The sequence below is a fragment of the Aquibacillus salsiterrae genome (genome assembly GCF_028416595.1).
Classification (GTDB): Bacteria; Bacillota; Bacilli; order Bacillales; family Amphibacillaceae; genus Aquibacillus_A; species Aquibacillus_A salsiterrae.
The window spans coordinates 22,309-43,464 of the sequence record NZ_JAMQKC010000002.1 but is presented as its reverse complement, the minus strand read 5'-3'; the positions used below and the strand labels follow the sequence as shown (position 1 = coordinate 43,464).

Annotated in this window: 14 protein-coding genes; 2 read left to right on the top strand and 12 right to left on the bottom strand. The window is 40.4% G+C overall.

Annotated elements, in window-relative coordinates:
* Positions 1-191 precede the first annotated feature (191 nt).
* The 3 genes from cysQ to NC799_RS02810 form a co-directional block, all read right to left on the bottom strand.
* Positions 192-1,001 (bottom strand): 3'(2'),5'-bisphosphate nucleotidase CysQ, encoded by an 810-nt coding sequence (cysQ, locus tag NC799_RS02820; protein WP_272444817.1) that lies wholly within the window; start codon positions 999-1,001, stop codon positions 192-194.
* Positions 1,002-1,094: 93 nt separating this feature from the next.
* Complete coding sequence (locus NC799_RS02815) at positions 1,095-2,174, bottom strand: Gfo/Idh/MocA family protein (protein ID WP_272444816.1); 1,080 nt, start codon at positions 2,172-2,174, stop codon at positions 1,095-1,097.
* A gap of 11 nt (positions 2,175-2,185) precedes the next feature.
* Positions 2,186-2,953, bottom strand: a complete 768-nt coding sequence (locus NC799_RS02810) for a sugar phosphate isomerase/epimerase family protein (RefSeq protein WP_272444815.1) — start codon at positions 2,951-2,953, stop codon at positions 2,186-2,188.
* Positions 2,954-3,295: 342 nt separating this feature from the next.
* On the opposite strand from NC799_RS02810, the gene NC799_RS02805 reads away from it, so the two are divergent.
* A complete protein-coding gene (locus NC799_RS02805) occupies positions 3,296-4,195 on the top strand; it encodes a multicopper oxidase domain-containing protein (protein ID WP_272444814.1) in 900 nt (299 codons plus the stop codon).
* Between the two features lie 58 nt (positions 4,196-4,253).
* On the opposite strand, the gene NC799_RS02800 is transcribed toward NC799_RS02805, so the two are convergent.
* A complete protein-coding gene (locus tag NC799_RS02800; RefSeq protein WP_272444813.1) occupies positions 4,254-4,781 on the bottom strand; it encodes a CBO0543 family protein in 528 nt (175 codons plus the stop codon).
* 852 nt (positions 4,782-5,633) lie between these two features.
* Positions 5,634-7,139, bottom strand: a complete 1,506-nt coding sequence (locus NC799_RS02795; RefSeq protein WP_272444812.1) for a DHA2 family efflux MFS transporter permease subunit — start codon at positions 7,137-7,139, stop codon at positions 5,634-5,636.
* Positions 7,140-7,349: 210 nt separating this feature from the next.
* Between NC799_RS02795 and NC799_RS02790 the strand changes: the two genes are divergently transcribed.
* On the top strand, positions 7,350-8,225 hold the full coding sequence (locus NC799_RS02790; protein ID WP_272444810.1) for a TetR/AcrR family transcriptional regulator: 876 nt from the start codon (positions 7,350-7,352) through the stop codon (positions 8,223-8,225).
* A gap of 174 nt (positions 8,226-8,399) precedes the next feature.
* Here the strand turns inward: NC799_RS02790 and NC799_RS02785 are convergent, their stop codons facing one another.
* The 7 genes from NC799_RS02785 to NC799_RS02755 all read right to left on the bottom strand — a co-directional run bounded on the left by NC799_RS02785 (position 8,400) and on the right by NC799_RS02755 (position 21,147).
* Positions 8,400-10,223 (bottom strand): M6 family metalloprotease domain-containing protein, encoded by a 1,824-nt coding sequence (locus NC799_RS02785; protein WP_272444809.1) that lies wholly within the window; start codon positions 10,221-10,223, stop codon positions 8,400-8,402.
* A gap of 298 nt (positions 10,224-10,521) precedes the next feature.
* Positions 10,522-12,840, bottom strand: coding sequence for an alpha-xylosidase (yicI, locus tag NC799_RS02780; protein WP_272444807.1), 2,319 nt, complete (start codon positions 12,838-12,840; stop codon positions 10,522-10,524).
* Between the two features lie 90 nt (positions 12,841-12,930).
* Complete coding sequence (locus NC799_RS02775; RefSeq protein ID WP_272445196.1) at positions 12,931-14,541, bottom strand: glycoside hydrolase family 9 protein; 1,611 nt, start codon at positions 14,539-14,541, stop codon at positions 12,931-12,933.
* A gap of 320 nt (positions 14,542-14,861) precedes the next feature.
* Positions 14,862-17,405 carry a beta-mannosidase gene (locus NC799_RS02770; RefSeq protein ID WP_272444806.1) on the bottom strand — a complete coding sequence of 848 codons (2,544 nt, stop codon included), beginning with the start codon at positions 17,403-17,405 and terminating at the stop codon, positions 14,862-14,864.
* Positions 17,406-17,884: 479 nt separating this feature from the next.
* Positions 17,885-18,040 carry a sporulation histidine kinase inhibitor Sda gene (gene sda, locus NC799_RS02765; RefSeq protein WP_272444805.1) on the bottom strand — a complete coding sequence of 52 codons (156 nt, stop codon included), beginning with the start codon at positions 18,038-18,040 and terminating at the stop codon, positions 17,885-17,887.
* Positions 18,041-18,180: 140 nt separating this feature from the next.
* A complete protein-coding gene (locus NC799_RS02760) occupies positions 18,181-19,296 on the bottom strand; it encodes an amidohydrolase (protein ID WP_272444804.1) in 1,116 nt (371 codons plus the stop codon).
* A gap of 54 nt (positions 19,297-19,350) precedes the next feature.
* On the bottom strand, positions 19,351-21,147 hold the full coding sequence (locus NC799_RS02755; protein WP_272444803.1) for a helix-turn-helix domain-containing protein: 1,797 nt from the start codon (positions 21,145-21,147) through the stop codon (positions 19,351-19,353).
* Positions 21,148-21,156: the final 9 nt, after the last annotated feature.

The window sequence follows — 21,156 nt, the reverse complement described above, 5'->3', positions numbered from 1 at the left end:
CCTTGATGTTGTTCACCTGGCATGTGATTCCCTCCATCTAGATTCTAAGATTAGAACAAAAGCATTTGAAAAGCCTTCATAACACAATCTTAGAATAACCCAGAAGTAGGAAAATATGCAGCTAGTGGTTTATAACCAACTATGTATGTCACTAATGTTTAGCGCATTTCACTTTTTTCTCAATAGTCATTTCAATGATTGTTCTCGACAAGAAACCACCCATTACGCAAATCCTCTCGGTTGTAAAAAAACCGAGCGCCATCCTCATAGCGACTCACTTTTCCACCCGCCGCTTCAACAATCGCCTGTCCTGCCCCGGTGTCCCACTCCATTGTCGGCGCATATCTTGGATAAAAGTCAGCTTTCCCTTCTGCAACTAAGCAAAATTTCAACGAACTCCCAGATGAGACAGCCTCGACCTGACCATATTTTGCTTTAATTTCCTCAATAAATGCTTCTGTTTCTTTCGACATATGCGACCGACTAGCGACGATGCGTGTCACATCTTTTGAACCAATCCCAGAAAGCCGAACACTTTTGCGTAATAAATCTTCATTATCCTGAATAAAAGCAGTACTTGCGTGTTCTAGCTTAAATGCACCTACGCCTTCTGCACCAAAATATACAACATCTAATGCCGGTGCATAAATGATTCCAAGTGTTGGGTAGTTACTCTCGATTAAAGCTATATTTACGGTGAACTCGTCATTTTTCTTAATAAATTCCTTCGTACCGTCTAATGGATCAACGAGCCAAAATTTTTGCCAAGACTTGCGTTCATCAAAAGAAGTCTCGTTCCCCTCTTCACTTAACACAGGAATATCAGGATTTAATCGCTTTAAACCATCTAGAATAACACGGTTAGCTCGGTTGTCCGCTACCGTTATTGGCGAATCATCAGCCTTAACCTCAACAGCAAAATCATCTTTATACACAGACATAATTTCCTTACCAGCAGCTAACGCAATAGAATATAAATCAAAAAAATAACCCTTTCCCACGATACACACCCCTTCCTAACGCTATTATAGCACGGACGGATAAGGGGGACATGTTCTTCCGCTTCCTTTAAAAGTAACGAAAGGAGCAGGGAACTACTCTCCCATTGGAGTTGGTCGTTCTAAGTCACTTGTTATCACACGATGTGCTCCGATTTCCGATGATTCATGGATAGCATGCATGATATCTAAAATGTGATAGCCAACATCCCCATTTGCTCTTGGTTTTCGACCAGTTAAAATCGATTCTGCAAGGTCAGCTACCCCTAGTCCTCGCATATTTTCGGTATAATCGAACGTAATTGGGATCTCATGCCAGTCGGCGCTAAACTGTTTCCGAATTTTTATCGGGCCACCAAATGTATTTGGATCTGGCACACTAAGTGAACCGGTTGATCCATATATTTCAATAAATGGTGTGTTTGACCCCCACACATCAAAACTGGTAATCAATGTACCAACTGCACCACTAGCAAAGTCTAATACCCCAGCAATGTGTGTCGGAATTTCAACTGGAATCTTTTTCCCGTAATTGTCTGGATTGGTCACAGTTCGCTCCTCAAACGAAATGCTAGCAGATCCCGTCACTCTACTAATTGGTCCGAGTAAATGAATGAGCGTTGCCAGATAATATGGACCCATATCAAACATTGGCCCACCACCAAATTGGTAAAAGAAATCAGGGTTTGGGTGCCACCTCTCTGGCCCATGCCCCATCATAAATGCAGTTGCTGCAACAGGCTTACCAATCCAGCCGTCATCAATCAGCTTCCGACACGTTTGAATGCCACCACCAAGCACAGTATCTGGTGCACTACCAACAAATAACCCCTTTTCCTTTGCCTTCTCAAGCACTCGTTTCCCATCTTCCCTGGTGACAGCGAGTGGTTTTTCAACATACACATGTTTCCCAGCTTCTAATGCTTGAATCGAGATTTCAGCATGCACGCTAGGAATCGTCAAGTTAACAACAATGTCAACTTCCTCCATCTGCAAAAGCTCATCCACCGAGCAAGCCTTTGGTACACCGAAGTCGTTTGCTTGTTTTTTTGCCCTTTCCAAATCGATATCCGCACATGCTACGACATCAATCACACCGAATGTAGGCAAATTTTTTAAATAAATACTGCTAATATTCCCGCAACCAATCAATCCAACGTTTAACTTTTCACCCATCTTGGGACGCCTCACTTTTTAAGTATATTTTGATGTGCAGCTAAATACTGATAACTAATCGTTATGCTCTCTAGTGGCGTGCGCCTGCTTTGGTCCTGTTCCACAACCCACCATTCTACATTTGACTTGGCCGCTTCGGTTATTACACCATCAAGATTGACACCACCAGTTCCTAATTCGGCGAAAAATTGTTCCTCATCTGTAGTCATATCTTTTAAATGGATCAATGGTGTTCGGTTACGGTACCGTTTTATCCAATTCACCGGGTCCTCCCCTGCTTTTGTTAACCAATAAACATCTAGCTCTGTTTGGACCCATTCCGGATTTGTTTCTTCAAGTAACCATTCGAGTGGTTTTTTCCCATTTTCTAATGTCACTAGTTCAAAGTCATGGTTGTGGTAAGAAAAGGTAATACCTTCTTCACGGCATTTTTGACCAACCTCATTTAAGGTCGAAATAAGTTGTCGATAATCTTCCTGACTGCGTCTATCTGGTAGTAGAAATGGACAGACGAGATGCTTATTTCCGAGTGTTTGTTGGTATGTAATCACCTCTGCCAAGTTTTCCTCTAACATAGTTAGTGGCACATGGCTTGCAGCAGGCTTTAAGCCAAGATCGTCTAACGCTTGTCTAAGTTCAACCGCTGTTAGTCCGCCATAGCCTGCAAATTCCACTCCGTCATACCCTATTTCTGCTACTTTTGCTAACGTCCCAACAAAGTTCTTCTCACTTTCATTGCGCAATGTAAACATTTGAACTGCTACTGGTCTATTTTCCATCGGAACCTCTCCTTTATTTTATTTATGTAAAATTTATTAAACCTATCTTTGTAAACGATTATATTTAAGCCGGACTCTAAAAGAGATAACTTTCCAATAACAAGCAAAGTTAAGCGCACTCCACGCAGTTTCTCCAAATAAAACTCGTATAATTTCTGGACTTTGGAAAAGAATCTCATTTTACAATACAGTTAAATGGAAGCGATTACATACCATCGTAAGGCGCTGTGGATCTTTTGTCAACCCATATGATTAAAATCCACGTCATTCTATTCAGTTGAAATATTTTAATCAAGTCTTGCATATAGTTTAGTTGAAGCTTTTTTAAGGAGGAAAAACATCATGACTGTCTGGGAAGAACGGATGAGCATTCCTGATTTAGCAATTGCAAAGTATCAGCAAGGTCAAAATTTCCGATACTTCAAATTAACCGTCGATAAGATTAAGCAACCAATCCTATCAGACATAACGATAGATGCCTATGGGTTTAACCAATCAACACCTGGACCACTTTTAGTTATAAAACACGGCGAGTGGTTGTTTCTTGAGGTGGAAAATAACCTCGACGAACCTACCGCTGTCCATGTCCACGGTATCCCAAAGCCAAACAGCCAAGATGGTGCGCCAGACATTGAACCAACTCCAAAAATTAACCCGGGGGAGAGCTATACTTACAAGTTCCAAGCGCTTCGGACCGGAACTTTTTTCTATCACTCTACAATGGGATTTCAAGCAAACCTTGGTTTATTAGGTCCACTCGTTGTTTTACCACAAGATGGGTATATAGACCCTACTTCTATTCCATCTCATGATTATGTTCAGATTATTCAACAGTGGCAAATCGACCAACCAGACACAGGTAAAGTTTACCCTGGAACGTATAAACCTGATAAATTTTGTAATAACCCTAATTTTTTCACATTAAATGGAAAAAGTTTTCCGTATACAACACCGATGTATACATCTTATGGTGAAAAAGTGCGTATTCGTTTTCTAAACAAAACAAATGGCAACCATACGATGCATATCCACGGCCATAACTTTCAAATTGCTGAAATTGACGGTTTTCCACGGGACCGGTTGTATGATGATACAATCATTATTGGGTCAGGAAAACGATATGATATCGAATTCATCGCTAATAACCCGGGTGTCTGGCCAGTAAACGGTACAAGGATGTTCCACAAATCAAACAACGGCGTAACCCCTGGCGGTATGGTCACTCGATTAAAATACCGCTGATTTGACTATTGGGGACGGCTTATTCGGTACTTAATTTGGTTAACGCGTCCCCAATGAATTACTCGAGTTTTTTGACAATTAACCGTAATAGCACAAACATACTAAAATAAATCGGAACTGAAAATATATGCTGCCAATTAATTATGTCATAGACATGAATCGCCTCAGCTAAATTACCACCGATGAATGCAGCACAAAAAGAGAAAAGGACTGCAACGGTCAGGTAGCTGCTTATTTTTGTGAAATATTGATAAATCAACATATAGCTAACAGGTAAAACAGATAAGTCTACTGGGTCAAACACAGATCTCTCTAATGGTGTTAACGTGTATGGATAATGCCACAATAGCATAGCAGAACCTATTTGATCCATTAAGTAACTTACTATCATCACGATTAAACCAACAATTAATTGCTTCTTCTTCCTACTTCGGTCTGTTAATATAAACCACAATATCCAAGGCACAATTAATAAGGTTATAATCAACCACCATTGATAACTATAGACAACTTCACTCAACCAATAATTATTATGTAACTCGATCGCCTCTTTTTTGTTTTGGATGATTTTATCGTAAGTATTCATGTTCCAACATCCCTAAAAGACTATGGCTTGCCAACAATCTATCTGCGAATAACAAATATATTTTCATGCAAGCGCTCCCGTTCTATTTGTTTTAGGTAGTTATTTACTACTTATCAATAAATATTCTCCCTTCGCTGCCATAATAGGTGAAAATCCTCTTTATCGACAGTTTTTCCTTTTCTCAATTCGAATCTGTCGATAATAGACCTCCTTATCGACACTTTTTCCTCTTCTCAAATCCAATCTGTCGATAGTAGACCTCCTTATCGACAGTTTTTTCTTTTCTCAACTCGAATCTGTCGATAATAGACCTCCTTATCGACAGTTTTTCCTCTTCTCTTCACCAATCTGTCGATAATAGGACTCCTTATCGACACTTTTTCCTCTTCTCTTCACCAATCTGTCGATAATAGACCTCCTTATCGACAGTTTTTTCTTTTCTCAACTCGAATCTGTCGATAATAGACCTCCTTATCGACAGTTTTTCCTTTTCTCAATTCGAATCTGTCGATAATAGACCTCCTTATCGACACTTTTTCCTCTTCTCAAATCCAATCTGTCGATAATAGACCTCCTTATCGACAGTTTTTTCTTTTCTCAACTCGAATCTGTCGATAATAGACCTCCTTATCGACACTTTTTCCTCTTCTCAACTCGAATCTGTCGATAATAGACCTCCTTATCGACAGTTTTTCCTCTTCTCAAATCCAATCTGTCGATAATAGGCCTCCTTATCGACACTTTTTCCTCTTCTCTTATCTAAAAGAAAAAACGGTTCTCAAATCCTTTTACTAAAGGGAAATGAAAACCGTTCTTCCATTCAACATACTATAAGCTAGAATACTGCCTAGGTTAGACTGTTTCTGGAACTACTTTACTTTCTTGATCATCGGATGGTTTGAATTCGATTGGTCCATCTGCTGGTGTTGCACGTTTAATAAAAAAGGCTAAAATTAGCGACACAACGGCAATCAAGGAAGAAATGTAGAAAGCAAAATTTATTCCTTCAAGCATCGACTCAAGCATAATTTGTTGCTGTTTAGCTGCTGCATCCGCCCCATATTGTGCGACTAAGCTAGTTGCAGATGATTCAGATTTATTTGACATAATCGTCACAAGCAGTGCTGTTCCAATTGCACCGGAAACTTGGTTTAACGTATTGTTCATCGCAGTTCCATGCGGGTACATTTTAGCCGGTAGTTGATTCAATCCATTCGTTGAAACAGGCATCATTACCATCGAAATACCTAACATCCGGACAGAATTCAACACAACCAAATAGCTGTACGTAGAATCTAACGATAGTTTACTGAATAAATAAGTTGTCACAACTACGATAGCAAGGCCTGCAACAGCTAAAATTTTTCCACCAATCTTATCAAACAGCCTTCCAGTAATTGGTGACATCAACGCCATCACTAATGCACCCGGAAGCATCAATAAACCTGCATCAAATGGGGAAATGCCCCGTATTGTTTGGACATAGATTGGAAGCAGTAGCATCCCTGAGAACATGGCCATATTTAATACCATCGTAATTGATGAGGAAAGAGCAAACATCGGATACTTATAAATACCGAAGTTAAGCATTGGTCGTTCAAGCTTTGTTTGACGAACAATAAACGTGATTAAGGAAACAGCCCCAACAATAATCGTGGCGTACACATGTGGACTGTCCCATCCTTTACTGCCGGCAGAACTAAATCCGTATAAAATCCCGCCAAAACCAACGCTTGATAAGAGTAAAGAAACGACATCGAGACGCATCTTTACCTTTTCCTTCTTGTCCTTCAACAAGAAAACACCAAGAAGTAACACAATAACCGCAATCGGTGTCACAAAATGAAATAGCATTCTCCAGTCGTAGTGCTCGATAATCCATCCAGATAAAGTCGGGCCAATTGCTGGTGCAGCCATTAAAATAAGTCCAAACACTCCCATTGCCGCTCCCCGTTTCTCAACTGGGAAGCTAACTAACATAACATTCATTAATAATGGCATCATAATCGCTGACCCTGATGCCTGAAGCATTCTTCCTGAAAGTAACAACGGAAACACATCTGCCATACCAGCAATCACTGTACCGAGTGTAAACAAACCCATTGCCGTAATAAAAAGTTTGCGAACAGAATATTTTTGAATTAAAAAGGCAGTAGCTGGTATCATAATGCCGTTTACAAGCATGAATCCTGTTGTTAACCACTGAACCGTCGCCGTCTCTATTTGTAAATCCTTCATTATGGAAGGCAATGCAATATTAAGTAACGTATTATTTAAAAAAGCGATAAAAGCTCCAATCATTAAAACCGCAAGCACACCATACTTCGGACCACTTGCTTTCTGTGTTGTTTCATTCATTTGACGCTCCCCCTATACTATGAGTTCATTATTTTATACTCGTTGTTCACATTCCAATATATTATACTAACGGTACAGTAATTGCAATACCTATTTTTTCCTATTATATTTAGGTTTGTGAACCGACAAATGTTCAGGTATGATAATGGTAGACTAGTAGTACAATTCCAAGCATGTGCGCTTGTTAAATTATTTAAAAAGGTGATCGAAATGAATTCTAGGAAGCAGCAAGTAATTAAGAAGTCACAGCAATTATTTATTGAAAAAGGATACCAAGCGACATCTATTCAAGACATATTGGATTATAGCGGCATTTCAAAAGGGACCTTTTACAATTATTTCAGTTCGAAAAATGAGTTACTTATTTCGATTTTTAAAGAGTTGGCTGAAATTTTAAGTGATAAACGAAATGAAATTATGATAGGACAAGACCCTGCTGACCTTGATGTATTTACCAAACAAATTGAACTATCGATGAAGATCAACAAACAACATCGCATTTTCACCCTGTTTGAAGAGGTATTGATTTCAAACGATCCTGAGCTCAAGCATTTTGTAAAAGAGTCACAAATGAAGGTCGTTATATGGATATACGAACGGTTGCTTGAAATTTTCGGCGAGGAAAAACAACCTTATTTATTAGATTCAGCCATTATGTTCGTCGGCATCCTTCATCAAAATATGAAGTACTATATTACCTGGCATGACAAGGACGCGAGCATTCATCCTGTCGTTCAATATAGTGTAAAAAGAATGGCAACTATTGTTGAGGACCTTGCCCACACTCGCGAGCAACTTAATCAGCCTAGCTTGGTTGACAAATGGTTTCCAAACGACCAAACAGATAGCAACCGATTGCAAGAAGAATTGAAGCAATTACTAACCAGCTTGAAAAAATCTTTGATAGCAGAAGATCAACGTCCATATGTCGAACTGCTTGATTTAATCGAAGAGGAATTGTTACAAGCGAAACATCCACGTGCCTTTTTAATCCAAACGACAGTGAATTCACTCAACCAGGCAAAGTCGATTGATTCTAGCCAATTGGAACACCTGAAACAGTTAATCACTAACCTGTTAAACTAAGAAAAGCGTAGGGCGGCCTTGCTATGGCAAACTTAAGAAAAAAATCTATGTCGAGCTCTTTGCCACGAAGTTTCTCTGCTTAAGACCCCGAGGAGCTAGACAGATTTTGATATTTTTTTATCTTTACAATAAGAAGCACCCGTACTATTCTACGTGCGGGTGCTTCTTCATTTATTATTTTTTGTCTGTTTGATAGAAAAATTTTGCCGTGATACTACCGTCTTCATTTTCAACGATATCTGTTACATTAATGCCGGAGCTTGCTGGGACTGCACTATTTTCTTGCCAGAAATAATAAGAACCAGTGTGAACGTTACTAGAATTTGGTGTAATTTCGTCACCTGTTTGGAAGAAGTCACCAGCATCACCACGATTCACATATTTTTCAAGGTCATAGTTTCCATCAGCTTGCACGACTGATAATCCGTAATGCGTAACAACTGTTCCATCTGATGCAACCTCAGATTGATTTGATTGGAAACGCTTGTTCATCCAGTTTTCCACATTGTTCGGGCGGAAACCAGCCGTTTGGTATAAATTAAGAATATTCTCATCGACATGCCAAACGAGTAATCCATGAGAGTCTTCGCCTTGATTACTAAAGCCCTTGTTAAAGCCGGATTGTTGCGCATTTTCAAACAAGAAATATTCGGTTCCATTTGAACCCGGAACTTCCATTTTCACGATGCCGTTATCTGCATTCGCTTGATCAATAGATGGTAAGGTGAGCTCTTGCACGCCATCTTCAGGTGTTACCTCAATTGGGTTCACCCATCCAAGGAATGTCTTAGAAAATGGATCGAAATGGGTTGGTGAGTTACCGCCATAGGCATTTGCATCTGGAAAACTCATCCATGAACCACCAGCCATCATTGAATAGTTACCAACGCCTTCCGAGCTATAAAGCGTATCATAGAAGTCTGGCAAGCCTAACGAATGACCAAATTCGTGTGCATAAACGCCTGCTTGTGCCGGATATGGTCCTGTTACCTTTTCTTCTTTATATTCGCCAGTTGCTAAATCGAAACCTGCGACGTTACCACCAATTTCTGGTTGGATATTGTAGTTGTCAACAATTACGCCATCATAGGTCATGTCTTCTGCAATTGTTTCGTTAATCCACTCATTAACTGGGACGCCTTCTGCAACTGGTGCTGTTTCACCGGTCTCATAATACTTCCCATAATATAGCGCACTCAACAAGTTCCATTTATGGGACCAAATTTGGGCTGGATCCCGACTAAATTCTGCCCCCGTTCCTTCATGAATAATGAATACATTTGGTACTTCGCCGTCTACTGCATATTTAGAAAAGTCCACTTGATCATCTGCAGCTTTTAGTGCATCACGAACAAGTTCGCCCATATGTGCATCACCATTTTCGTTACCGTTTACATAAGTGCCATTTTCAGCGTATGTACCATCTTGATCTAAATAGTAGGATGCGCCTTTAGGTAATTCTACCCAAGCATAGTCAGTGTCCTCCTTACGCACTAAATTGACCTTTCCATAACTTGATTCTTTATAAATATTTTGCATCGTACTATCAGTTGGTGCCTTCACACCATCAAATTCTTTATATTGAGCAAACTGCTCCAATTCATATGGATTATATTCCGTGCCAAATATTAAGTCCTCAAAATAGTTAGCTGGTACTACTCCTTCTGGGTCACCAATCGGTGCGTCCCCATCTTTAAACTTTGCCAACACAACCAATACAGGTACATCCCCTGTAGCTTCTTGCGTGGCAACACGGCTTTCTCCTGCTTGTTCAAATTTTGTTCCTTTATTTTCTAATTTTGCTGCCGGGTCTGACTTAGATAAATCCTTCCCCAATTCCTTCGCTAACTCTGCTAGTTCTGGTGCAGCTCCAACATAATTAGCACGTGTAATATTACGATCTGTGTCCTCTGCCTTTGTTGTGCTCCAGCCGTTTGCAACCCCGAGTGAGCCGATGAGCGCTAATGAAAGAGCAACTGCTGTTAGTTTCTTATACATGACATTCCTCCTAAATTATGTAATATTATAGCAACTCATTTCCTTTTATGGTAAATGAATGTAAGAAATATAGCATAATATTCAAACTATTACTACAATTTTCAGCGAAAATCGGTACTTGGAATCATTTGGATAATCAAGAGATCAGGACAATTGGCTCACCATCCTTATCAAACATCTAAAAAAGGACAGGTCTCTTGGCTTATTTGCGCCTGTGACCTGTCCTTACAAGCTTACCTGCATAATGATCTTAATAAGTTTATTTTTAACCATGCCAAAGTGGCTATATAACTTAACTTTATTCCAACGTAATCGTAAATGATTCTATTGATGGATCTGGAGTAATCCTTACACCACCTGATTCCTTGGACCATGTACCACTTGTTGTTGACTTAATCGAACTTAGTCCATTTAAAACAATATAGTATGCTTTATTATTCATATCTGCGCTAACTAAAATTTGCCCGCCTTGGCGTGCTATTAAAATGGAGCCTGCCAATTCTCCATTTACATCGTTAATAATGGTACGAATTTCTTTTCCATCATGTAAAGAATAGACACGGAATGTTACTTCGTCCGCATAATCATAGTTAGGCTTATTATGGACAGCACCTAATGGTAAAACGGTATTTTCCTTCACAAAAAGAGGTAGACTCCTATAATTATAGTACTCTTTTCTCCATGTTCCACCTTCGACTATTTCGCCACTTAAAAGATGTGTCCATTTACCTTTTGGCAAGTAGTAAGATCCGATTCCTTCCTCATTAAAAATCGGGGCAACGAGGATAGACTCACCAAGCATATATTGGCGATCTAGTGTATCGCATAAAGGATCGTCTGGGAATTCGAGTAGCATCGAACGCATCACAGGAATACCTGTTTGGCTATTTTCAACCGCTGCATGATATAAATAAGGCATGAGACTATTTTTTAGTTGAGTAAAATGACGTGCAACATCGACTGCTTCCTCGTCAAACTTCCATGGAACCCGATAAGATGAACTGCCATGAAATCGACTGTGACTAGAAAGCAATCCAAAGGCAGTCCAACGTTTGAACACATCTGGTGTAGCTGTATTTTCAAATCCACCGATATCGTGACTCCAATAGCCAAACCCAGACATAGTTAACGACAGGCCACCGCGTAAGCTCTCAGCCATTGCTTCATACGTGGAATCACAATCTCCACCCCAGTGAACTGGGAACTTTTGACCACCGGCTGTCGAAGACCTCGCAAACACGATTGCTTCTTTTTCACCTTTTTCTTTTTTCAACAAATCAAATACTACTTCGTTATATTTATAGGAATAGTAGTTATGCATTTTATATGGATCAGAACCATCATCATACACGACATCTGTAGGAATCCGTTCGCCGAAGTCGGTTTTAAAGGAATCTACACCCATATCTAGCAATACTTTTAATTTTTCCGCAAACCAGCTACATGCCTTTGGATTACTAAAATCGACGATACCCATGCCCGCCTGCCAAAGATCCCACTGCCATACATCGCCATTTGGCCTTTTTAATAAATAGCCATGTTCTACTGCTTCGGCAAACAGTTTTGACTTTTGCGCTATGTATGGGTTTATCCAAACACAAATTTTAAGACCTTTATCTTTTAGTCGTTTTAACATACCTTCGGGGTCCGGGAAGTTTCTTTCATCCCAAACAAAGTTACTCCACTCAAATTCTTTCATCCAAAAACAATCAAAGTGGAACACGCTTAACGGAATACCGCGTTCTTCCATGCCATCAACGAAATGGTTTACTGTTTCTTCGTTGTAATCGGTAGTGAATGACGTTGATAGCCATAATCCGAACGACCAGGCTGGTGGCAGTGCTGGTTTACCAGTTAGTTCTGTATAACGACTAACCACTTCTTTTGGTGTTGGTCCATTGATCATATAGTAATCTAAATACTCGCCACTCACACTATACTGTGACCTAGAAACGACTTCTGACCCCAGCTCAAAACTAACCTGCTCAGGATGGTTAACAAACACACCATACCCCCTGTTACTCACGTAAAAAGGGATATTTTTATAGGACTGCTCTGAACTTGTGCCACCGTCTTCATTCCAAACATCGACAGACTGACCATTTTTCACATACGGCGTGAAGCGTTCACCTAAGCCATATAATTGTTCACCAGCCTTCAAACTAAGCTGGCCCCGCATAAAGGTTGTCTTCTCTGGCCCCTTAATCCAAGCTAACCCCTTCGAATCTGCCTCGGTTAGCTTTTGATCCTTATTAAAGAATTCCATACCAAATTGATTTTTATTTATCTTCACATGTAAATCGCCACTAGTAAAAGTGATTTCTTCATCACTCGTATCTAATTGATAGGAGCGATGGTGATCGGTTACATTAAAATTAGGATATTTTTTCGCTCCACCTTTAAAATGCCAGGTACGAACACGAACTACATTTTCCATTGGTGTAGATAAATGGATAGTAAGCAACGGCCCATCAAGCGTAGCACCTCGATGGTTTATCTGTTTACATGGTGCGTACAGTGTAACACCCTCATCTGTAATCTCGACATCATGGACAACCTGAGGATGATGAATCGAAAAGCCTTCCCTTACTAGCCAGTTCCCATTAGTGAATTTCAATTTGTAATGCCACTCCTTTTTATAGGATACTATTATATTATCAGTCTTAAAGTGACTCATTTCAGTAGGCTGAAAACTAGAAGTAAGTACCTACCTCACCCAATGTGACACAACAAACACTGCCGGAGAATTCCAATAAATTGTTACTTCGTTTGTAGAATAACTATCTTCATGATCGGCAAAACATTGGGCCGGTGCTTTCCCTTGTAAGTGTTCTTTTACATATTCGTCATGTAGGCCTCTGTCAGGGCCACCCGCAACAAGCCCTGGAACAGGATCAACGACATCATCAGCAACAGATGGACGATGGTGTGGGTGCATAACTGGTTGCTCACCATAGCCTGTTACATAACTAATATCGAGGACGTTTCGCCCCATCAAGTAATGAAGGTGATCGAGGGCGCACGCTTCATATTTCTTGTCACCTGTTAAGTGGTAACCAAACAAAAGGATCATTCCGTGATTCATAACTAACATATTACTTCCCCAAATATACTCGTCCTCTGTTAATGAAATTAGATAGCCGTCCTCTTTGCTTCGGGAAATAAGTTGGTTTGCTTCATCTAGAAAAAGGGTTTTTAATTCCGTGTAAAGCGCGCGGTCTACATTCGTCTCATCATTTAATAGATAGGCTAATGTACCATAACCACCGACATCTGCCCAACCTAACTGACACTTATCAAATGGTTGTCTACTTAGTTTCTGAATTTTATGGTGATATTTATCATCACCTGTTGTTCGATATAGCTCACAAAAAGCCCAATATCTCTCATCGATGTCCTTGGAGTCACCGTATTCCCCTGTAGTAATATCCACTGGATTTTTGAAACTTTCAACTTCAGGATGCTTCTCCAGCCATTCCTCTGCGTGGATTGCAGCTTTCAGGCAACGCGCTGCAAAGCTAGCATCAAATGGCTGATACACACGAGACGCCATTGCCATGATCGCTGCATAGCTACCAGTAGCTGTTGCTGAAATTGGCGAAAAATACAAATCTGCTAGATCCTCCTCCGGCATCACATCCAGCCCCGGAAAATGTAATGTGGTAAGCTTGTGAAACACACCACCCGAATCAGTTTCCTGCATGGTAAACAGCCATTCTAGTTCATAGCGGCATTCATGTAATACGTCAGGTGTTAAATTATCTGTTTCCGGAAGCGGTACAGGTCCTGCAAATGCATTCGGATATAGGTCATAAGCAAGTAATAGGTCCGCAACCGCCTTAGCTGCTGCGACTGTGTATTTCCCATAGTCACCTGCATCATGCCAACCTCCGAAACTTCCAAGCCTACGATCTGGTTGTCCATGAACAATACCCTCCGTTGTATGGCAAGCTTTATGCTTCCAAGGACCGGCGAATTCCTCTTCTAACTCCATCCCACAACGGAAATAATAAAATGCTTTTAATAGCCCATGGTGAAGATGTTGATAAGGTTTCTCCGTGATTAAAAACATAGGAGAAACAGCTTCATCTTGTCTTACTCGATATTTCCCCGTCGTTGTTAGCGCAGAAAAATCACCTGAACAGACCATTACTCCACTTACTTCATCCTTAACTGGATTACTTGTTACCCCACGAAACACTACTTCCGAAGCCTCATTAATTACTTCAAATGTTCCACCTTGTCCTGTAAACATCGCAATCTTCTTGCTTGTTGTTGGATATCCTATTTGATTGACCGTAATCGTTCTACTTTTCATTTCACTCAACATACATTACTCCTTTCAAGAAAAGCGTAAGCGCCTTGCTAGACCTGACAGGCATAAGACAAGCCCTGACGTGGCGGCCTTTGCCACAAAAGGGATTGTCTTATGTCCCGAGGGGCTAGGCGCTGAAGCTAGACAATAAGAAAAGCGTAAGCGCCTTGGTAGACCCGACAGGCATAAGACAAGACCTGATGTGGCGGTCCTTGCCACAGAAGGGATTGACTTATGTCCCGAGGGGCTAGGCACTGAAGCTGGAAAGTTCTTGTTTTTTTTATAATTTCTATCCGGTGAGAAATTAGTCCTCTTTGTTTCCATTAATCTTGGCTAATGAAATCAACCATCGATTTAACCGAAACCTTGCCAGGGCTTGCTTTAACAAAGGCATTGTGACCATTCACGTTCCCACGTGCCAAAAAAGTAATCCGTTTTGAAATACCTGGAATTAGATCAAAATAGTTATCACTAAAGACGCCTTCATTGGCCGCATCAAGCCAAACATTTTTGGCCAAGACATTTGTCGTTAGGTCGAATTCGGTTCCACCAGTACCTTCCACTTCCTCCACCGTAATCACCGGATTAGTAAGGTCAATGTTTTTCATCGGCACAAAGAAATATTCTTTACTATCTAGCACCTCTTCATCCGTTACAACGGATGCATAAACGACTACTTTATGCTCATCCTGATTGTTTAGCAATGCTTTTACCTGGATCGATTCTACTAAACTCGAGTTATTAGCTTTAATCGTTACATCTTTGCTTTTTTCAACTAATAGATTCCCTTCAAAATCATAAAGCTTAACCGCTAATGTCCCAGATAAATCGGAGAGAATATCGGAAATAAGATAGAAATCTAATCTGGTTTCCTTCCGATCAATCGCTACCGCAACATCTTTGAAGCTCCGTTTTGCAATATACTGTAATGCCTTCCATCTTCCGTAATAATCCATACTTGCCCATGATGCAACAGGCCAACAGTCATTTATTTGCCAATAGAGCGTGCCCATACAATAAGGTTTATTGATGCGATGTGCTTCGATAGCTGTCTTAATAGCATCCGCTTGTAAGATATGACTCATATATAAAAATGAAGGGAAATTCTTCGGTTCTTTATAGTACATATCCATATACTCTTTAATTAGTCGATTTCCTGAACCATTCTTTTGATGGTGTAGCATCACATCTGATTCTAATTCCATATCCTTTTCTTCGGCATAGGTCTTGACTGTTTTTAACTCTGGAAATGACTGAAAGCCGTACTCACTCATAAAACGACCTACATAATTCTTATAATCCTCCATTGGTTTTAACCCATGCCAGACATCCCAATAATGGATATCCCCACTTGTAGACTGATAAGTGGAGTGTTGCTTAGAAGTTCCGGATAAATCACTCATTGGTGAAGATGGCCAATAATCGATAGTCGCGCCATGGCTCGCCACAGCATCCGGAAGAATTTTATGGAAAATTTCCTCATAAGCGCTCCATATTTCTTCACGTTGAGCTTTGGAATATTGCTGTTTCCAGCCCCATCCCAACTGTTCATCATATTGCGCCCAAGCAACATCGATTTCATTGTTACCGCACCACAAGGCAAGCGAAGGATGATTTCTTAAGCGCTTAATATTCTCTTCCGCTTCTATTTGAACATTGTCAAGAAACGCTTGATCACCCGGGTACATACTACACGCAAACATAAAATCTTGCCAAACTAGCATTCCATATTCATCACATAAGTCGTAAAATAGGTCATGCTCATAAATACCACCACCCCAAACACGTAGCATGTTCATGTTGGATTCAGCAGCGCTAGCTATTTCATGACGATATCGCTCGTAGCTTACATCTGTGACAAAACTGTCATTTGGGATGTGGTTTGCACCCTTAGCAAAAACAGGGACTCCATTTAATTCAAAATAAAAACTCGTTCCCTCATCGTCCTTTGCTCTTATTAAGTTAATCGATCTTAATCCAGTCCTGACTGTCTTTTCTGTAATAACCTTCTCTTCTTTTGTTACTATTGCAGTGAATTGGTAGAAATTCTGTTCGCCAAGTCCCCTGCTCCACCAAAGTTTCGGATCGTTTATTTTACAGTCCACCTCTACTAGATTTATTCCTTTAGTTAAAGCTATTTCTTTTTCGATATGAAGACCTTCTGTTGCAAGGCGAATCTTTGCTTCGCCAGTACGATCAGACTGAATTTCTATTACAGCAGTCATTTCTGCAACAGATTCAGTTACCTTATTCTGTTGAATATAGAGGTCTGTTATCCGACTATCTGTCCACCCGGCTAGGCGCACTTCCTTCCAAATTCCACTAGTAACGAATCTTGGCCCCCAATCCCAACCGTAGTGGTAGGGTGCTTTTCGAGCAAAAACACTTAACTTCTTATCACCAAGTCCACCGTCTTCTGAATGGTCATTCGTCGCCGGCAAACCATATCCTAGCTTTTCTAATTTGATTAAATCTTCATTTATCGGGGAGCGAAAATAAATGCGTAAGGAGTTACCTTCCTTTTTCACAACATCCTTCACATCTACGGTCCAAGCGCGAAACATGTTATGTGCTGATAGAATGGGCTGTTCATTCAAATAAACTTCTGCATAGGTGTCAAGTCCATCGAAACAAAGCTCTAAATTGGGCTGATTGAGGAGATCTGTTGGTATATCAAATGTTGTGTTGTATTCCCAATCCCTTTTGTCAATCCATTGTAGGTCCATTTCATTCTTACCATAGAACGGATCACTTATTTTGTTATTGTGTAGTAAATCCGCGTGCACGCAGCCCGGAACTTTAGCTTCAAGCCATTCTGTACTAGTACTTTCTTTGAACTTCCAATTATCTAAAACTATACTTTTCATTAGTGGAATCCTCCTTGTAATAATGGGTAAAAAACAATTTAATCACGAACGAATTTGATTTGCGGGATAAACGCAAATAGCTTACCAATCCCCTATGTATGCACTTACATTTTTAAAATGATTAAACTTAGATCTTCTTTTAACTATTTTATCACATTTCCAGCAATTAACTATAAAAACGTTTTCAAAGTTTTGAGAACAAGATTTTATAGCTAAAGCTTAAGGGGCCTAAGGTAGACATAAGACAATCCATGACGTGGCAGTCTTTACCGGTTAACCATTCAAAGGGCTCACTCGGGCGTGTATATTGTTTTTTGTTACCGGTTAACCGAAGATACAGTATACTCAAAATTAATAAATGCTATCCTTTTTTCATACTAGATGGTGGCAACAAAAAGCTATGGTGGTTTCTTATCTTCAAATAAAAAACAGGTTTAATAGCTCTATCCTTTTGGAGCTACTAAACCTGTTATATTCCATTAAACACTAATTGCTTTTATTGAATGAATGGTTATATTTCTATCTTTCAATTCCTCTTCTAGTAGATTAATAAATTCTGCATCCAACTCCATTTTAATTGCATCTTGATAAGCCTCAATTAACTGGTGATTACTAAGAGAATGTAAACTAGACATCCTATTCCCCTTTTCTATTGGAATTATTCGGATACTAGTTTATATCACGAAATCTAGTAACCTAAACCTAGAATTATAGGAAGCGTGGGGATGGTTCTTTCACTTCCGTTGGAAACAAGAGAACCGTCACCTCGCTTACACTATTGGATTGTTTCTCCGTCGATAATGACAGTCGTTGCCTTGGCACGAAAATTATCAAATGGTGATGCCGACCAAAGGACAAAATCAGCGTCTTTACCAACCTCAATTGACCCAACGCAGTCATCAATACCGAGGTGCTTGGCTGCTTGAATCGTAATAGATTTCAGCGCAGCTTCTTCGCTTAGTCCGTGTGCGATTGCATGGCGGACAGCCGTGAGCAACTCCTCAATTGGAATGACTGGATGGTCGGTCGTAATTGCAAACGGGATGCCCGCTCGCTCAAACGCCTGGTACGTATCCCATGATTGATTGGCTAACTCAACCTTGGATTTCCCTGTTGCTGTTGGCCCAACAACGACATTGTAGCCAGACGCTTTAATTTGATCGACAATCCGAATACCGTCGGTCGCGTGCTCAATCGATAAAGCAAACCCGAATTCATCGGCAATCCGGATTGCGGTCAAAATATCATCGGCACGGTGAGCATGCGCCCGAACAGGCAAGTCATCGGCAAACACATCAGCCAAAGCTTGCTCTGCTAAGGACTGTGGTGGACAATTTTTCGCTCGCCAAAAGGCCTCGCGTATCTTGGCTGCTACACCCATTCTTGTTACCACTCCATTATTCGCATGGAAACGTTTTGGGTTTTCACCAAAGGCAATTTTCAATGCTGCCGGTGACTTGATGCATTGCTGTTCGATTGGACGGTCCGGCTTCACCTTAATTATCGCCGTTAACCCACCAATCACATTAGCACTGCCAGGTAACACCTGTACCGTCGTAATCCCGGCCTTTAGGGCACGATAATACCCCGAATCAAAGGAATTAATCCCATCAATCGCCCGGAGATGAGGAGTAATTGGGTTAGACGTCTCATTGAAATCATCCCCCTCCTTACCAACACCTTCTTCATCAATCCCGAGGTGAGTATGGACGTCAATGAAGCCTGGGAAAACAATTTGCCCGTTGCCGTCTGTCCATTCAATCTCTTCAGCAAAATCTGGCGCATCCGAAAGCGAACCAATATAGTTAATCGTCTTATCATAAATAATAACGCAATCTTCGATAAACCCAGCTGTCACCGTTTCGACAGCAATATTTTTTATTCCCTTCATCGTAAAGCCTTCTCTCTTTTAGTTCTTATCCCTCAACCGCAAAAACGCACCTACCTATTCGGTTAAAAATAAATAGATTTTACAGGCAACCGAAATGTCGAACCATTCGTCATGATTGGCAAAGGATACGTGTAAACTTTCTTCAATTCTTTTAATCCGATAATAGAGTGTGTTGTGGTGAATCGATAGTTTGTTGGTGACGGTAGCTAAATCCCGATTGAACGTTACATAAGCTAATAACGTATCAAGTAATTCTTTATCTTTTTTTGTCTTACACTCAAGCAATGGACCTATGTGGTCATGAACAAACAAGTCTAATTCATCCTTATCGTGGTCCAATAACAAACGATAAATACCGCCATCGGAAAAGCGTAATACTTTGCCAGACTTCTTTTTATTTAACATTTCTATACATTGCTTGGCATCGGCATACGATTTTCGAACATGAACGAAGCCTTGATACACGCGGCCAATCCCGATTTTAACCGGAAATGGGATTTGTTCTAATTGCTTCGTAAAGGATTTTAGCTTATTTCTAGCAAACGATTTATCTTTTTCCCCATCAACGGTTAAAAAGGCAATAACGTCCATGCCCCGTTGCGTAACGAGTCCGTCCATGCCCGCTACTTTCATCGCTTGTTGGATCCACTTTGTCCACGAATCTTTAATAAAATATTGATTAAAGCCAGTTGTCTCTAGCTTGCCTTCGCATATTAAAATCGCAAAATAGTCTGTTTCATCGAGGTCCAGATTTTTTGCCTGACGGACAACATCATCGCTATAGTTTCCGGTAATTAGTTGTTCAAAAATATCCCCGGCGAGCTTCCGGTGTGTCTCTTCAATCGAACGCTTTTTCATTAATTCAAGCCCTAACATCGATGCACTGTATTCAAGCAACAGCCTGTTTCCATCATTAAAGCTCTCTTCGTCAATCCACGCACACAAAAAGCCAATAACCGTTTGGGCACCAACAACAGGCATAACTAAAATCGACTCGTTCACTTGACTGATCAATTGCCACTTTTTCACTGACAACGTATACTGGACTTCTCTCGATGCCAAAAAGTTATCAGGTAAGCGATGTTCAGCTGATTTACCAAAGGAAGCAATTGGATACAGTAACTCATCATAAAAAGCAACAGGTGTTTTTGTACTCATATTAATCGCTTGCATCATTTGATCAATGCTTTTGTTTTGTGACATTAACGACGCCAAATTATTGTACAAATCGGTCGTACGTTGCAGCTGCTGATGCTCGTTTCTTAACGCGTTATATGTCAGCTCAAGCTCCTTTTCAAGCGCTGCCTCTTTAATTTTCAGTTGATACTGGGCACAAAGCACCGATAGATACGGTGCAATTTCATCAAGCAACAGCGTAATTGACTCATCGAATGAAGCGGTGAAGCTGTTGATCGTTAAGACAGCTAATACTTCTTCTCCAGACATAATAGGAAACGATACAGCTGCTTCAGGGTAGTTATCCGCAAGCAATGCTTCCTCATAATAGACTTTGTTTTCCTCAGTCATAGCAGCCATTGCCTCGATGACATCGATTTGGGCGTTCACCAATCGCGTCTGTTTTGTTTGATAAACCGATCCGGTAATAGATTCACCAACCGACAATCTCGTCTTCCGGTAACTTGCCGAATCATAGCCTATCGCTGCTTCGATGAGCAGCTTGCCCATTTTATGATCATACATAAAGAAAAAACCGGCATCCGCGTTTGGAAGGAACGCAACAACGGTCTGTAACACTTCATGGTAAAAATATTCATTATTGTATTTTCCTGGAAGTTGATTGATCATTTGGAGAGAGTTTGCAATTAATCTTTCTAACTGATCCTTACGCATGATACTCTC